The sequence below is a fragment of the Micromonospora sp. DT229 genome, assembly GCF_049844505.1.
Classification (GTDB): Bacteria; Actinomycetota; Actinomycetes; order Mycobacteriales; family Micromonosporaceae; genus Micromonospora.
Genome location: NZ_JBNCLD010000007.1, coordinates 248,466 through 264,575 on the forward strand (window position 1 = coordinate 248,466; position 16,110 = coordinate 264,575).

Annotated in this window: 12 protein-coding genes; 6 read left to right on the forward strand and 6 right to left on the reverse strand. The window is 69.7% G+C overall.

Annotation, left to right across the window (positions count from 1 at the left end):
* Nucleotides 1–91 precede the first annotated feature (91 nt).
* Genes ACLQ2T_RS14145 through ACLQ2T_RS14155 form a run of 3 tightly spaced genes read right to left on the reverse strand, consistent with a single transcriptional unit; the run spans nt 92 to nt 7,337 of the window.
* Nucleotides 92–4,081 (reverse strand): CHAT domain-containing protein, encoded by a 3,990-nt coding sequence (locus ACLQ2T_RS14145; protein ID WP_425766531.1) that lies wholly within the window; start codon nt 4,079–4,081, stop codon nt 92–94.
* On the reverse strand, nt 4,078–6,024 hold the full coding sequence (locus tag ACLQ2T_RS14150) for a caspase family protein (RefSeq protein WP_425766532.1): 1,947 nt from the start codon (nt 6,022–6,024) through the stop codon (nt 4,078–4,080). Before ACLQ2T_RS14150 ends, ACLQ2T_RS14145 begins: the two co-directional genes overlap by 4 nt.
* Complete coding sequence (locus ACLQ2T_RS14155) at nt 6,024–7,337, reverse strand: hypothetical protein (RefSeq protein ID WP_425766533.1); 1,314 nt, start codon at nt 7,335–7,337, stop codon at nt 6,024–6,026. The genes ACLQ2T_RS14150 and ACLQ2T_RS14155 overlap by 1 nt, the downstream gene beginning before the upstream one ends.
* Nucleotides 7,338–8,015: 678 nt before the next feature.
* Between ACLQ2T_RS14155 and ACLQ2T_RS14160 the strand changes: the two genes are divergently transcribed.
* Genes ACLQ2T_RS14160 through ACLQ2T_RS14180 form a run of 5 tightly spaced genes read left to right on the forward strand, consistent with a single transcriptional unit; the run spans nt 8,016 to nt 13,007 of the window.
* Nucleotides 8,016–9,785 carry a hypothetical protein gene (locus tag ACLQ2T_RS14160; RefSeq protein WP_425766534.1) on the forward strand — a complete coding sequence of 590 codons (1,770 nt, stop codon included), beginning with the start codon at nt 8,016–8,018 and terminating at the stop codon, nt 9,783–9,785.
* A 1-nt stretch (nt 9,786) separates the two neighbouring features.
* The gene (locus tag ACLQ2T_RS14165) at nt 9,787–9,969 is read left to right on the forward strand and encodes a hypothetical protein (RefSeq protein WP_425766535.1); all 183 of its coding nucleotides are present in this window, start codon (nt 9,787–9,789) and stop codon (nt 9,967–9,969) included.
* 3 nt (nt 9,970–9,972) lie between these two features.
* The gene (locus ACLQ2T_RS14170) at nt 9,973–10,527 is read left to right on the forward strand and encodes a hypothetical protein (protein ID WP_425766536.1); all 555 of its coding nucleotides are present in this window, start codon (nt 9,973–9,975) and stop codon (nt 10,525–10,527) included.
* Between the two features lie 10 nt (nt 10,528–10,537).
* Entirely contained in the window at nt 10,538–12,100 is a 1,563-nt protein-coding gene (locus ACLQ2T_RS14175) for an AAA family ATPase (protein WP_425766537.1), read from the forward strand.
* A gap of 13 nt (nt 12,101–12,113) precedes the next feature.
* Entirely contained in the window at nt 12,114–13,007 is an 894-nt protein-coding gene (locus ACLQ2T_RS14180) for a hypothetical protein (RefSeq protein ID WP_425766538.1), read from the forward strand.
* Nucleotides 13,008–13,113: 106 nt separating this feature from the next.
* Here ACLQ2T_RS14180 and ACLQ2T_RS14185 read toward each other — a convergent pair whose 3' ends face one another.
* The 3 genes from ACLQ2T_RS14185 to ACLQ2T_RS14195 all read right to left on the reverse strand — a co-directional run bounded on the left by ACLQ2T_RS14185 (nt 13,114) and on the right by ACLQ2T_RS14195 (nt 15,484).
* The gene (locus tag ACLQ2T_RS14185) at nt 13,114–13,716 is read right to left on the reverse strand and encodes a PHP-associated domain-containing protein (protein ID WP_425766539.1); all 603 of its coding nucleotides are present in this window, start codon (nt 13,714–13,716) and stop codon (nt 13,114–13,116) included.
* 3 nt (nt 13,717–13,719) lie between these two features.
* On the reverse strand, nt 13,720–14,175 hold the full coding sequence (locus tag ACLQ2T_RS14190) for a hypothetical protein (protein WP_425766540.1): 456 nt from the start codon (nt 14,173–14,175) through the stop codon (nt 13,720–13,722).
* Between the two features lie 79 nt (nt 14,176–14,254).
* The gene (locus ACLQ2T_RS14195; protein WP_425766541.1) at nt 14,255–15,484 is read right to left on the reverse strand and encodes a hypothetical protein; all 1,230 of its coding nucleotides are present in this window, start codon (nt 15,482–15,484) and stop codon (nt 14,255–14,257) included.
* 195 nt (nt 15,485–15,679) lie between these two features.
* Here ACLQ2T_RS14195 and ACLQ2T_RS14200 point away from each other — a divergent pair, with 195 nt between their 5' ends.
* The gene (locus ACLQ2T_RS14200; protein WP_425766542.1) at nt 15,680–16,102 is read left to right on the forward strand and encodes a hypothetical protein; all 423 of its coding nucleotides are present in this window, start codon (nt 15,680–15,682) and stop codon (nt 16,100–16,102) included.
* Nucleotides 16,103–16,110 lie beyond the last annotated feature (8 nt).

Consider the following 16,110-nt stretch of genomic DNA (forward strand, 5'->3'; position numbering starts at 1 on the left):
AGATCTCGTGTTAGCCCCTGCCCTCGTACCGCCCGCAGGTGCGCGATCGAGGGTGCAGCGGGCGGCAGACCTGGCCGACGCCGTCACCGGATCATCGTCCCAGGTGGGTGAAGGCGGCCCAGGCCAGCGGCGCGGCGTTGTCGACGCGGGAACAGTGGATGGCCAGTTCCGCCGGCATCCCCTCGGGCGGTTCACGGTCCGGGTCCAGCATCCACAGCTGGGCCCGGTGCAACGCCTCAGCCGGTGCACATCCCTGTTCATGCAGAAAGTGGTGGACCTGGTACATCAGCAGGGAGGTGCCCACGTCGGGCACCGACCACAGGGAGCCGAAGACCGTCTGGGCGCCGGCCGCCAGGAAGGCGGTGGACAGGCTGAACGCCTCGTCGGGTAGCCCGCCGGCGAGGTTCGTCGTGCAGGCGGCGAGGAACACCTGGCCCAGGTCGAGGGCGGCCACCCGGGAAACCTCCAACAGCTCACGGGCCGGCAGCAGACCACCGGCCAGCACCAGGTGTGAGTCGGCTGGTCGGGCCGGGTCGACGCGCCCGTGGCAGGCGAGGTGCAGCAGGGATGATCCCGCCCTGACCGTGCGTACCCACTCCAGGACGGCCTGCGGACGTGCCAGGTGCTCCGGATCGTCGGCCGGTCCGCCGAGATAGCGCCCCTCGGGGTGGAACCGTCCGTGGATAGCCTGGGCCTCGATGCCGGCGAACGGCAGGTCACCGAGCGGATCCCCGACCACCAGAGCCGAGCGGACCGGCTGCACCGGGCGCGCTGCGGCGGAACAGAGCAGTCGGGCGGAGGGACTGTAGGAGACGATCAGGTCGTGTACGGCGTAGCGGCGACCGGACGCAGTCTCGCGGTAGGCGGCATGCCAGGGCACCAACCCGAGTACGCCCATCGGGACGAGGACCACCCGGGCCCGGCCCGCCGAACCCGGCGGCCGCAGGTACGCCACCAGGCGGCTCATGGCAGCCCGCCACGCCCACCGGCACAGGTCGTCGATGGCGGTTCCCGCCGACGGTGCACGATGCCCACCAACCGGACCGGCATCACGGGGCCCCTCGACCGGACCGGCATCACCGGGCCCGCCAAACAGACCGGCATCACCGGGCGCACCGACCGGACCGGCATTTCGGGGCGCTCGACCCCCCGACTCGGTGAGGTCGGCACCGAAGGCGGCTCGCAGTAGCCTGCGTACCGGCGCGCTGTCGTCGGTCACCAGGTCGCCTAGTTCGAGGATCTCGATCTGACCGACCCTGGGGACCACCACGGCCAGGCCCGGCACCGGGTGCGAGGCCGGCACCAGATAGACGAGGGCGTCGGCCCCCAATTCGGTGAGGGCGCTGCTGATCTCGCCGGGGCGTACCTGCGCCAGCGGGCCGTGGGTGGTCAGGTCGAGTGCGTGCAACACCCGCAACCGCAGGTCGTCGGGGACCTCATTCCCGGCGAACACCGCACCGAGGGCGTCGCCGGTGAGCTGGTCACGGCCCAGTCCCCCGGTCTGTCGCCATTCCCGGGCCAACTCGGCCTGCCCGGCCTCCTTCAGCAGGTCGGCTATGTTGCGGGAGGCGGTGGCGGCGTGCAGGACCAAGCCACGCCCCGCGTCGAGGGCGGTGACGAGGTCGTCGTCGGCCTGGTCCTGGAGGCACCACCTGGCGACGGTGGTAGCGGTCGCGGCGGCCTCCCGGACGGTGTCCATGGCGTAATCCGTGCCCGCCTGTAAAAGCACCCGTCGGGCACGGCCCTGCAGGCCGTCGAGCCCGAGGCGCCGGGTCCGCGCCCGGTCAGGGTCACCAGCCAGGCGCAGAGCGTACGCAAGGTCGTGCACCATTTCGACCCAGACCGCCATGTTGGTCCCTGCCTCCGCCGTCGCCTGCTCCAGAAGGGCGACGGCGGAGGCGGAGGCGGCCTGCCGCTGTCCAAGGATCGCCAGGGAAATGCGGGCCTTCGCGGCCGTCGCCAGACTCCCCACCCGCAAGACATGGCGTGGCGGGAAACGGCCGGCAAGGTCGGTCAGATGGTCCGCCCACTGGCGCAGCAGCGGCAGGTCGGCGCGCCGGACGGCGGTCACGACCTGGACCCCGCCGACCAGAACCGAGAGGGTTGCGGAGTGGATGGGAGGACCCGGTGGCAGCGGAACCGGCGGTTGCGGCCGGATCTCTCGGCCGTCGATGTTGTCCACCAGGTCTTCACAGACGTGGACCAGTGGATCCAGCAGGGCTGCGTTCAGCCGCGACGGGCCGAGCCGACGCCGCAGCGCAACGGCTCGCCGGGTCGCCGACCGCATCCCCTGCACATCCCCCAGGCGGGCCCGATCGATCGCCTCCGACACGGCCGCCAGCACCTGGGCCTCGATCACGGCTGCCGTCTGGGACTGACCGCGTGCGAGGGCAACCGCCATAGCCTGCGCGGCACGGTGTGCGCGGTGATCCCAGTATCGAGCGGCTCGGGCCTGCAGGAAGTTCGGCAACAACGCCCGGAGGGGGGTTCTGTCGGCCTCGGCCAACCGCTCGTCGGCAACGACGCGCAGGAATGCCTGCAGGCCATCATCCGGGTTACTGCCGCTGCCGCGGACCTGGTCGAAATGCCGCAGAATCCCTTCGGCCAAGTCCAGCACCATGGTGATCTCCGCAGGCGGGTCCGCACCCGCCATTCGCCCCACGGCCAACAGATGATGCATCCTGGGCGAGTCCGGCTCGACCAGCGCCTGCAGGAGATAGGCGAACTCGCAGCGCAGCAGTACGGCGGCCAGCAGAGCCCGGTCTCGTGGGCTGCTCTCCGGCGCGTCATCCAGTGCGCGTCCCCCGTCGTCGAGGATCTCCCGCACCCGACGCAGGCTGGGTGGAGCGAGATCGGGGTCCCGGGCATGCTCGTGGTCCAGCAGGGCCTTGGCGACGACCACCCGCGTGGCGTGCACCGACAGCAGTTCGTCCGGCGTTCCCTCCTCGGCCAGGGCCCGGTCCAGACAGCGGGCGGCCGCGTCCAGGCTGCCCGGCACCTCGGCGGCCTCCCAGCGCGCCAGGTGTGTCGAGCCGAGCTGTAGCCACACCCACAGCGGTCGGGGTACCGAGGGCAGTGCCCGTTCCAACAGGGCGACCGCCTCGGTGAGGCTGTCGAGGTCGCCGAGGGCGTGCAGCAGCTCGGCGAGGACCAGCCCGCGGGCAGGATCGTCATCCTCCACGCACACCGCTCGCGAGCGGTCGATCGCCCGGGTCAGGTTCGCCGGGTCCGGGTCCAGACGCCACCGGGCGGCGTACGCCTCGGCCTGGTGGCGGAGCAGGTGACGCCGCATGGCCTCACCGGGTGGGCAGGCCGCCAACGCCCGGTCGGCGGCCTGGATCGCCGACTCCACGCTCGTCCGGTCCTCGCGCAGACCGGCCGCCTCCAGGTAGGCCGCCACCAGTTCCGTGCAGGCGAGGAAGTAGTGGGAGGTGGTGTCCGGTGACAGCCGGGCCAGCGACTCGGCCAGCAGGGCGATCCCCTGATCCAGGTCCGGCACCTCCTGGCCGGCGTGGTCGTACCGGTTCAGCAGGAGCACACCCAGCAGCATTCGGGCGTACGCCGTGGACTCCTCACCGGAGGGGGCGGAGAGCACCACCTCGAGGTCCTGCATGGCTTCGACGCCGTACTCGATCGTGGCCTGCGGCGTCTCACTCTGCGCGTACCGCCAGAGGTACCGGTTCCAGATCGCCTCCAGCAGGCTCTCCGCCACGTCCTCGCGTTCCGCGTCGTCCGGCGGCCACCCCCGGTACGCCTCGATCAGGTGCCGGACCGCGCCCTCGTGGTCGGTGTTGTCGTCGTCGAGCCAGGTCCGTTCCAGGTGGGACATGCCCTTCGCCCAGTGCCAGAAGGGCGCCTGCTCGTGGTGGGGCGCACGGGTCAACGCCCGGTCGAACTCGACGATGGCGGCCAGGAGGCAATCCTCGTCCTGGTCGCGTGCGTAGCGTTCGGCGTACGCCTGCCCGAGCAGCCCGGCCAGTTCGGCGGGGTCCTCCGCGGGGGTGGGGGAGGCCGCGAGGACGGTCAGGTGGACGATCCAGTCGTCGAGGGGTACCTCCTCGACCTCCTCGTAGCCGTTCATCGACGCTCACCGGCCGGTTGGGCACGGCTACCGGCGGGCACCTCGGTGACCACCGGCACGGCCAGGGTGATCCAGTCGCTGGCGCCCGCGCCGGCGACACCGGCGTCCCGGTGAACGGCGGCCAGCCCCAGTCGGCCCAGCAGACCGGCGACGGCCAGCGGGCTACGCCTCCGGTCGGGCGAGATGTCCTCGATCGCCGGCAGCTCGAACGGAGCGGAGCTGAACTGTTCCTCGGCGGCCAGCAGCAACAGCCAGTCCCGGGTGCGGGCCCCCGGTCGCACCGGGTCGCCGGCCGGCAGGGTGAACTCGACCGCTCGCCCGTACAGCGCCGCCCCGACCTGCCTGGGCGCGACGTGATCCCCGGCGAAGAGGGTGGCGTGGACGCGGTGCCGTTCGGTGATGTTCAGCAGGACGAAGAAGAGTGGCCGGTCGCTGTTGTTGCGCAGTCGGATGAAGACCGTCGGGGGTCGCCAACTCCCCTGCTCCCACCGGTAGCGAAGATGCAGGGTGCCGTCTCCGCCCGGCAGCAGGGGCGGACGGTGCGCGGGTGCCGTCGGCTCACCTGGGCGGGCCTCGACCAGTTCCAGGCCGACCGCTCCCGTCAGCCGGGAGATCGGGTTCACCAGGGCCTTGATCTGGTGCACCCGGGCCAGGTGTTCCAGGGCCAGGACGACCCGTCGACCGCCGTCGTCGAGGGCCAGCTCCGGGCAGAGCGGGAACCCGTCGGAGTCCCGGATGTGTACCCGGTCCGGCAGGCGTACGTCCAGCAGCAGGTCGGCACCGCCCTCGGCCGGTCGTACGTGCGGAGAGGGTCCTCCCCCCGGCCCGGCCGAGGCCAACGCGGTGAGCACCGAGTCGGCTGCGGACCGGTGTATGCCGTCGACCGCCACGGTGACCCTCGGCAACGGGGCCCGGCTCAGCACCACCGGGTACTGGGTGTCCTCGTCGGGTTCCCAGCCCAGCGGCGCGACCACGCTGCGTTCCGGATGGACCCGCGCGATCCGCGCCTCGCGCAGCAGTGGCCCGGGTACGGCTACCCGGACGTCCTGCTCGGGCGAGGCCAGGGACAACCCGTGGCAGGAGCCGGCGTCGATCTCCCATTCGCCCCGGACCCGACGCATCCGGATGCCGATGGCGGGCAGGGTGACCCGTCCGCCCAGGAAGGGCTGGTCGGCGATGCCGGGGGTGACCGGTTCCAGTTGCGGGACCTGCTGCCGGGACTGGCGTTCCACCTCGCAGCGCGCCGCTACCAGCAGGTCGCGGTAGGTCGTCGAGGGCGCCAGCCGGCGCATGGCGCTCAGCAGGGACCAGCTGAACAATCCGTACGCCCGTCCGTCCGCCCAGGTCTCCCCTGCCGTCTCGTTCGACCGGCAGGCCGCCAGTGCGACATGCTGGGTGGGTGGCCGGGCAAGGACCTGGCGCAACTGTGGCAGCAACGCCTCCAGCCTCGGCGGGGTGGTCGAGGCGGGGGCGTAGCGGACCAGGTCGCGGGTGGCGCTCTGGGAGTGGCAACTGTCCAGCACGACCGCCAGGTGAGCCCCGGTGCCGGCTATCTCGTCGCACAGCAGCAGCAGTTCCTTGTCGTAGAGGTCCGGCACCTGGTCGTGTCGGCTGTCATGGCAGACCAGGGTCTGCATCCGACCGGAGGGCTCCAGGTGGGACAGTTCCTGCGGCACCGGAGCCCAGGAGCCGTGCCCGCTGAACCAGAACAGGGCGGTGTCGCCCGGCCCGGCCTGGCCCAGGTGCTCACGTAGGCCTGCGATGACCGCGCTGCGGGTGGCATCCTCGTTCGCCAGCAGCCGGATGGCCTGCGGGTCGCTCACTCCGGCGCGTACCCGCAGATAGTCCCGCACCGCGAGCACGTCGTTGTGGCATCCCTGAAGCGGGCCCACGGCCTGGTAGCGGTCGATCCCGACCAGCAGCGCGAAGACCCGCCTGGTCATCATCGGCTCCCCACCGGCACATGCAGCCAGCCGTGTTCGACGAAGCCCTTGTCGGGCAGGTCGATGGTGATCTCGGTGAACTGGTGGGGCAGCGGGGGAACCGCCGAGTGCCGGATGACGTCCTGGTAGAGCAGGTCGGGTACGCCCAGGACGTAGTCGGCGGCCGGGGTGTCCCGGATGGCGGCCCGCAGCGGCAGGCTGTCCAGGATCCGGTGCACCGCGATCGCCGCCGTGCCCACCCAGCCGCTGTCGGCCGGTTTCATCAGGCCACGGTGCAGCGCGACCCGCAGCCGTACCCGTTCCTCGGCGCTCAGGCCGTGATTGGTGCGGCGCAGGGCTTCGGCCAGACCTTCGATCAGGTCCGGGATCACCCGCGACTCGTCGATGCCCACCGGCAGGACGGCGAACTGCCCGTCGCCCTGGGCCTGCACCACGACGGTGGCCTCGTCCAGGCCGGCGTTGGCGCGGGCCTCGGCCAGGGCCCGCACCAGCCAGGACTGGGTCCGTTCGGCCAGGTGGTTCGGCCGGCGGCTGTAACCGGTCACGTCGGCGGCCAGGCACAGTCGCACGGCCGCGCCACTCGGTACGGTGTTCTCCGGCAGGGCCTCGCCGAAGGTGATCGAGTCCACCAGGGTGGCGGACCGGCGTACCGGCCGCTGCCGCCAGGTGCCGAGGGTCTCCACCCGCAACCCGATACGCCCGGACAGGAACCGGGTCGAGGGGGGCACCTCGATCAGGGCGTGCATCCCGTAGGTCAGCGGTAGGAACATCGCCCCGGAGGGATCCTCGTAGGTCCAGCCGAACCGATGCCGGTGCAGGCCGAAGGACCATGCTCGGGGACGGCCGGAGCGGGCGGCCAGGCGGAGCAGCCAGCCCTGCCGGGTGCCGGCGGCGTGGATGGCCCGGTCGGCGGCCGGGGTCAACGGCTGCGGGGAGGCGGCGGTGTAGCTCAGGCCGAGGGTGCCGCCGTCCCGGTCCAGCCGTACCGCCAGGGACTCCTCGTCATCGAGGGTGACCTCGAACCGGACCGAGGTGTAACGCCGGGCGTCCGGCGGCTCGGTCAGGTCGAAGGCGACCAGCAGCCCGTAGTAGTGCCGTCCGGAGGCCTGTGCACGGCGGCGCAGCTCGACCGGCAGATCCTCGACCGGCACCGGGAAGATCAGGGGGCGGCTACAGCTGACCGTGCCGGCGTCGAAGGTGGAATCCGGTTCGTCGACCCCCCGCACCTGGTCCGGTCGAAGCGACAGTCGAGCCAGCACCTCGGAGGGTCGCAGCCGGTCCTCCTCCGGCTGCGTCGATTGGTTTCCGGTCATCGCCCCTCCAATCCACCGTTCGTCCATTAGTCGGCAACCAACAACGGCCGTACGGGCACCCGATGTCACTCTCGTGGGATGCCATGGAAATGGCGTCGGGACGCACACGACCGATGAGTTTCCCGTGCGGGCTCCGATCATCACCGAAACCGTGAGAACGGGAACGGAAGTGTCGCCCAGTCGACAGATTCCGGCCGGCCGTCAGATAACCCGGGCATCCCCCACGATGATCCGACCCCGTCACGGGAATCCCGTAGAAATGCGGGATCCGGCAGGCCAGGGCGTGTCAGGCTCAGCCCTGACGCAACAGCAGGAGCGAGCGCAGCCCGTCAGGCTCCCCTGGCCCCACTTCGGACGGCGGCAAACGGCCGAGGTGGGGCCAGCCGCCACCCCGACGGGTCGGCACCGTCTCCCGCCACACTGCCCTGCGGGGCGATGACACCCCGGCCTCCCGGCCGGGACGTTCAGCCGAACGTCAGTTGACGATGAATGATCAGCTTCACCCGGACACAGTTTCCGGCACCCGTTTGGACACTCATTCAATCCCTTCAGTCGAAGCAGCGGCCAGAACATTTACCAGTACCGTCCATGGGACCATCAATCGCGGCCGGAACCACATTTCACCCCGATACCGGGAACGCCTGCCCCTCCCCCTCCTGACACGTGAGCCGGAGAATCATGTCCGAACTGAACGCGATACGTAGCGAAGTCCGTGACGCGAAGCGGATGCTGGTCGACCTCGACCGCACCCTGGGCCTGGTGGGTAACCATGTCGTCCAACTCGGGCAACAGCAGACGGCCGCCCGGGAGGAACTCCTGGCGCTACGCACCGACTTCCTCCGCTTCGTCGAGCAGGCGGAGCGGACCGCCAACCTGCAACGCGCCGAGATCGCGATCAACACCCTCAAGGGCGACCTTGAGCATCAGTTCGGCCATCACAAGGTGGTCCGCCGGACCGCGGTCGGCATGCTCCAGTCGTTCGACCTCGGGTTGGTCAGCGAGGAGTCCGTCCGGGCGGTGGGCGACCAGTTGATGGTGCAGACCCCCCGCTACTGGTTGGCCCCGGTGCTGGTCGCGCTCGCCTCCTGGGCCGGTGACGATCCGGATCTGTGTGTCCGGGCGGTCGAGGAGGCGTACCGCCGCTCCCCGCATCGCACCTCCCTGTTCATGATGCTCGTCCTGCGTCGGCAGGGACGGCTGGCCAGCGCCGCCCGGTGGCTACGGCACTACCTCGACGCGCAGGACCCCAAGGCCCTCAACCGCGAGTTCGCGGTGATCCTGGAGGCCATCGCCCAGGGCGCCTTCGGACCGGCCGGCATGGAGGTGGTCCGGGACCGACTGGACACCTGGCGTCGCCTGCTGCTCGACGACAAGGAGTCGATGGTCGCCCAGGTCAACCGCTGGCGCCGGGAGATGGAGACCCACGTCCGGGTGGATGGGATCGCCGCAGAGTTCCCCCGCCTGGCGACCGCCTCGCCCCAGTGGCCCCAGCTGCAACGTGTCCTGGCCGGTGCGGAGGCCCATCAGTCGATCATCGACCGGTACACCGCGCTGATGGACGCGGAGGCGCCGCCGAACAGCCGCATCGAGGACGCCATCGACGACATCCTCGACCGGCTGGTCGACGAGTACGACCACGAGGAACTGCCACTGCGTCGGGAACTCGCCGCCAACGAGTCGATCGTCCGCGCCGGTGGTGACCTGGCAGCGGCCGAGGCCACCCTCTCCGAGACCACCACCCTGGACGACACCCGCGACTATCTGACCATCCAGACCCAGTCGGCACTCGAACCCGAGGGCATCGGGGTGTCTATGCAGACCCAGCGGCTGGCCGTGGCCTTCTGTCACGTCTGGATGGACGAGGCGCACACCGCCTTCACCCGCGACTACCGCCTGGCGATGCCCGCGAAGGTCCAGATGCGATTCGACCTGGGCGGCAGCGCCGGGCTCGCCGGATTTCAACCACCTGCCTGGACGGGCTCCTTCGACCAGCCGATGAACGCCCTGGAACGGTCGCTGGACCAGCACTGGGACCGGTACGCGCAGCCGTACCTCAACAGCCTGGCCTTTCGGTGGGGTCAACGGCTCATCGTGCCCGCCGTGGTGCTCATTCTCGTCCTGCTGTTCGTCTCCGCCGCCAGCAACGTGGGGTTGGGCATCGTGATCGCCGTCTTCGGCGGGGTCGCCTGGTTGGTCTACCTCAAGGGGGAAGCCGACAAGGCCCGCGCCGGCCAGGACAAGGCTCGGGCACGGGTGGCGGCGGCCAAGAAGGACTCCGTGCTCATGCTGCGGGCCGCCGGGGCCGAGCTGACCGACTGGACCAGCCGGTTCAGCGCAGCCGACGGCAAGGAGACGCAGGTGAAAGAGCTGATCGCCAACCTCGCCACGGCGGGCGCACCTCGCAGCCCGCACGAGCGTCGCGCGGTCGACCCCCTTGAGGAGAACTGACATGCCGTCGACCGACAGCGCCGACCAGACGCCCGTCGAAGCTGAGGTGGTGCCGTGGGCCCGGCAGCCCACACCTCCGCGTCAACGCAAAACCGATCGGGTACGCCGCATCGCCGAGGGATTGCCCGACTGGGAGCCGATGCCGCCGGGCGAAATGGTGATCCGCCGCCCTCGGCAGGGCTGACCGGTGCTGGTCGGTGACGGCGGCTACCAGCGGTGGGCCGCCTTCCTCGAGCAGTGGCGGGCCGGGGCCGCCGGTGACCTGACCGATCTGCCGACCCTGGTGGAGCAGGACTACCCGGCGGAAGTCTGGCTGCGGCTGGTCACCCGACTGACCGATGCCCTGGCGCACCGATTGCAGACCTGGGCCGATGCGCTGATCGACGCCATGGCCGCGACCCGTGACGAGTTCGAGATGGCCCGTGCCCTGACCCAGGCCCGGCGCGGACTGACCACCATCCGGGCCGTCGCGGGTCATCCCGCCCTGCCCGGGAAGCTGGCGCGAGCGTTACGCGATCAGGTCGACGAACAGATCCGCCTGGTCCAGCGGGCGTTGGAGGACGGCATCGACGACGCCCGCCGGGCCGGGCTCGACGACCGGCTCGTAGAGGCCAGACTGCGCACCCTGCGCGACAACCCACTGACCGTGCAGGACCGCTCGGCCGCCGGGACCGGCTGGGCCGCCGCCCCGGCCCAATCGGGCCGCCGGATCATCGTCGATCCTCCCGTACGACCGACCTGAGGAGCGCCCGTTGTCCCACTACGACGAGGCCCGCCGGGACCTCGACAGCTACATCGCCGCACGGGTCCCCCTCATCGGCATCCGGACCCCCGAGCAGGTACGCGCCGTGCGGCTGCTGCGCGAGGTGGCCTCCAGCACCCGTCGGCTCAACCTGCCCTTCTCCATCTACACCCGGGCCACCGGCCTGCGGGATCTGCGGACCAACAACTCCCTGCAGGACGACCGGTCGCTGGTGGCCGCGATGGACTTCGCCGCCAGTCAGTTCACCCGGCGGGCCCAGGCGACGACCGCCTTCGTGGATCCGGACATGCTCGACTCCGACTCCTCGGTCACCCGTCACCTGGCGGAGTTGGCCCGCCTGGCCGACGACCACTCCGGCAGCATCGTCCTGATCACCGACACCCCGTTGTGGAGCGGGCTGCAACGGCTGGGCATGAGCATCACCCTGGAGCAGCCCAACGTCGACGAGATGTACGACATCGTGGTCGGCTTCCTCAAGGAGCAGCAGGGCGCGATCACCATCGACTGGACCGCGGCCGACGCCCGACGCGCCGCCCAGTTCCTGGTCGGGGTCCCCGAGGGCACCGCGGTGAACATCCTCGCCACCATCGCCACGGCCGGCCGCCTGCACCGGGAGGATCTCGATCGGCTCACCGAGGTCAAGGACAAGCACTTCTCCGACCTGGCCGGCCTGGAACGTGTCCCGCTGGGGGCGGCCGACCACATGATCGGCGGTCTGCAACAGCTCCGTACCTGGCTGGACCGCCGCCACAAGGTGATGCTCTCCGACCTGCGGGAGACCTGGCTGCGCCCACCACGGGGGGTCCTGCTGGTCGGGGTACCCGGCTGCGGAAAGTCCCTCTCCGCCAAGGCGGTGGCCGCCCAGTGGCGACTACCGCTGTATCGCCTCGACTTCGCCGCCATTCTCGGCATGTACGTCGGGCAGTCCGAGGCCCGGTTGCGGGAGGCCCTGGAGATGGCCGACCGGACCGCGCCCTGTGTGCTCTGGATCGACGAGATCGAGAAGGGCCTCTCCGGGCAGTACGACACGACCGGAGTGAGCCGGCGCATGGTTGGACAGTTCCTGTACTGGTTGCAGGAGTCACGGTCCCGGGTGTTCGTCGTGGCCACCTCCAACGACGTCCGTTCCCTGCCACCGGAACTGCTGCGTAAGGGGCGCTTCGACGAACTCTTCTTCGTCGACCTGCCGGACGAGACCGAACGGGCGGAGATCATCCGGCTCTACCACGGCCGCTACCTCCGCACCGAACCGGACGACGAACTGGTCGGTCGGCTCGTGGCCGCCTCCGACGGCTTCGCCGGCTCCGACATCGAAGCGGCGCTGCGCGAGCTGGGATACCTGGTCCACACCGAGGGCGCCGCCAGCCTGCGGCCCGATCTCGCCGTGGACACCTTCATCAACACCAATCCCCTGAGCCGTACCCATCCCGAGGAGATCGCCGAGCTGCGGGCCTGGGGCCGGGAACGGGCGATTCCCGCCGGGGCCTCCGGTGCCGCCGGTACGCCGGCTGCCGGTGGCCGCCGCCGGGTGATCGTCCCGGGAGACACCTGACCAGGAGTATCAGATGAACAATGATCAGCAGCCCGACGGCGGGGTCATCTGGAACGTTCGTGCCCTGGTCGGGGACCTGGCCGATGAGCTGCCACCGGAGTCCTCCGCCGGCAGGCCGCAGGAGTCACCCGTCGGCAGGCCGCAGTCGAGTCGCCCGGTCGGCGGCCCGGCTGCGTTCAATGCGACCGGGCCGGAACGGACCGCGCCCCCTCAGCCGCCGGTGCGTGGCGAGTGGGTCACATCCGGCCAAGCGGTCCCGCAGTCGAGCGGAATCTCGATGGGCAAGGCGGTCGCGGCGGCCGGTGTCACCCTGCTGGTGATGGTCGTGGCGCTCGTCATCGCGGTGGGATCGATCGACGACGACACCTCGACCGGTACCTCCTATCCCGATTCCCCGGCCGGAGGTCCGCAGTATTTTCCCCCCGAGGACGCGCGGCTGCCGACCCCGCTCATCCCTACCCCTGCACCCGCCGAGTCGACCTTCGACGATTCGGAGGACCTGGCCCTGGCCCAGTTGCACCAGTTCCGTCAGCAGGATCTGCCGACGGTGTCCCTGGACGGCCGGTACGTCGCCCAGCTGGCCTCCAAGACGGTGGGCATCGTCGACCCCAACCAGATCGCGGCCAACGGCTCGAACACCTTCTACGCGCAGGACATCGTGGCCGAGCATCTTGACCTGCGAAACAGGTTCGACGGCGCGACCCGGGTGATCCTGCTGCTGAGCACGGACTACGGGCGGCAGCAACTGTACGGCGGCGAACCGCTCTGGATCACTTTCGCCCTCCCGCCGGGCAGTTCGAAGGAGGCCGTCGCCCGTTGGTGCGCCAACCAGTTCCCGCAGCTCACCGGCACCGACCTGGACAACCAGTGCGTGCCGCGCCGCCTGAACCCTGTCGGCTCCTCTTGAACCGCACTGTCATCGGGCGGGGGGTGATCGACTCCGTTACGCCGGAATGGCGGCTTCCCGCCGCCGCGTACCCCGCCGTTTCGGCGAAACGGCGACGCGAGCGGCGCTACGTCAGGATGATCGGGTTGCTGAGGGCGGCCATGTGCAGGTTCGGATGACGTACCTCGACGCGCACGAAGGCCGTCTCCTCCGTGCTGGTCCGCCACTGCGTGACGCCCGCACCGTCGGCGGGCAGCGCATGACGGTGCACGATGCCGCCCTCGGTGTGCAGGGTGATCGTGCCGGACGGCACCCCGCAGACCTGCACCCGTACCACGATGGGCTCGCCGTCGGCGGCCAGACGTTCGCCCACTCCCCCTGTCCGGCCTGCGGCGGTGGCGGTGACATCGAGGGTGACGGCGGTCGACTCGGCGATCCAACTTCGACCCGCGCGGACCCCGGCCAGCACCGCCTCGCCGCTCAACTCCTCGGCGTGGACCACGGTGTGCGGCGTACCGAGCTGACCGGCGAGATGGGCGTCGCTGTTACCCACGGCCGGCCGCCACCGTCCTCGATGGAGGTCGTGGGCCAGTCTGCGTCCCCATTCGGCCTGCTGGCGACGGGCTCCGGAGCGACTTTGGCCACCGCGCTCACCGCAACAGGCGGTCCCGCAACCCGCCGTCTCGCTTGCCGCGACCGCTGTGCTGTCGGCGGCAAGTAGGGCTTCCACCGTTCAACTGACAGCTCGTGCCCCGACCCCGATGGCGGACCGGTCGTTCTGTGGCCGTTTGCCGGCTCCGAGGGCGCCGGCGGCGAGCGCGGCCAGGGCCGCCAGAGCCGCGACGAACGGGCCACTGCCAAGCCGGGGATTCACCATCGGAATCCACTCGTCGAACAATGCTGACGCGTTGTTGTAGCCGAGCGCGACGAACACCGTGGCTCCCACGACGAGGACACCCGCAGCTGCCGCCAACACGAGCGCCGATATCCGCTTGGGTGAGGTGAGCAACGTCCACAGGGCACACGCATACGCCACGGCGACGGCCACCAAGTGCAGGCCCCAGTAGGGCAGTCGCCACGCGCTGATGCTGATCGTTCCGTACCAGCCCCAGGGGATGACGAGCACCGAAAGCACGCTCACGCAGGCCGCCACGCCTACAACTCCGAACGCGATCGCTCTGACCTTCATGTTATCCGCTCCGTGAACCGACGCCCCAGGTGAATGTGACGGCCCACCGGCCGCCACATTCACCTCGCCAACGATGCCGCTACGACGTCTGTAGCGTAAGACCCATTATCGCGGTGATGAACGGTATCTCGGTGAAGATGATGTTCTCGTATGAGACGCCGGGCGTCACCGGGGTGTTTCCCGCACTGACGACACCCCGCGCGGCGACATACCCGTCCGAGGACCGGATCGACCAGACAGGTCCGCCACTGTCGCCATGGGCCACGGAGGGACACCCGCTGCACCGCCGCCCCTCGACGCCGGTTCGCCAGCCCTTCCCGTCACCGAGATGATATTGGAGGTAGTCGTTGATGATTTGAATCTGGCACCGATTCGGATAGCTCGTGTACCCGCTCTGGCAGACGTACTCGCCCTCGAACGACCACTGTTGTGAGCGGACGTGGAACATGTAGTCGTCATTGACCCACACCCCGGACTGGGCGTTGCCTCGTATTAGTGCGGCATCAAACTCCACGTCCACTGCCTGCACGTTGCCGATGTTGTTCCCGTTCATGGCCCGTATGTTGTTCCCGGTGTCGTAGCAGTGCTCGGCCGTCAGGAGAAACTGTGTTCCGGAGGCGTCGCGCACGCCAAACGCGGAGGTGCAGTCCCAGCCGGAGGACCGGGTACTCACACGGGTCGGAATGCCCCCAGGATAGGGGGACTGTGGGTTCTCCCGACTGACCGGGCGGACCGGCGAGCCGGCCACCATGACGATATCGGCCGCCGCGACCGGTCCGGCGCCGGCCGCCATCGCCGACAGGGCGTCGGCCCGCTGCGGCGCATCCGTTCTCACCTCCAACCCGCGGCCGTCGCTGGGGATGACGATCGAGTGCACCTCGATCGCGGCGCGCTTGGTGTCCGAGGCCGCCCGGACCTGAGCGGCAGCCTGCTCAAGCTCGATGCGTGCGTAACGGCTCTGCATGATTTCTACGGAGGTCGCGTTCCGCTCGGCTTCCGAAAGCGCGGCGAGCCCAGCCGCGACCATGCCCTCGGCTCGCTCGGGATCGGTGGCGTAGACGGTTACCCTGCCAGTTGCCTGATCGATCTTGACGCCGCTGAAGATGTCGCGGTAGTCGGTACGCCCGAGACCAGCGATCGCGCTCGCCGCGGAATTCGTCGCGTCCGCATAGGCGAACTCCGCGGCATGCTCGCGGTCTCGCTCGTCGGACGAAGCCGCAGCCGCCGACTGCGGTGCCACAATCGCGGTGCCTACGATGATGGACACGCCGATCGCGGCCAGCGCGCTCCTCGGTCCAGACCTGATCATCTAGTTCGCTCCCCACTTCAATTGTCGAACAGGATCGAGTCGTGAATTGGGTTCCGCTCCGTCGTCACGATCCGTGACTTGATCATGGATGAGGCAAAACGCACTTCCTCCCGCCGCAGGACAGACAGTGGGTTGCGTAGTCTAACCAGCCAAAGCGCACCAGAAAGTGATGGGGGTCGCTATCCAGTGTGGCTGGTGAAGCGGCTCGGCCAGCCCAACGCCGTGGTGGTCATCCTCCGCCAACGCGACGAATACGATGGTGCCGCTGAGCTACAGCGCAAGCGCTTGGAGGTACACGAGAGTCACGGGGATCTCGACGAGATCGCAAGTGCAACGTGGGGACTGGCTCGGATCGACCTGGTGCGCCAGGACTACGCGTCCGCCCTTCCGCGACTGGTCACATCATTCAATCTCCTCATCCACCTGCGACGTCCTGACGGCATGGCAGTGGTGGGTCACACCCTCGGCCAAATACTGGTCATCGCGGGTCTGAGCGATGAGGCTCGTCCTGTGCTGGAACTGAGCCTGGCCGCCGCCCGCAAGGTCGACATGACTGACTACGTTCAGGCGATCAGCCATTTACTAGCTAACCTTTCCGAGCAAGGTAAAACGACGTAGGAGTAGCC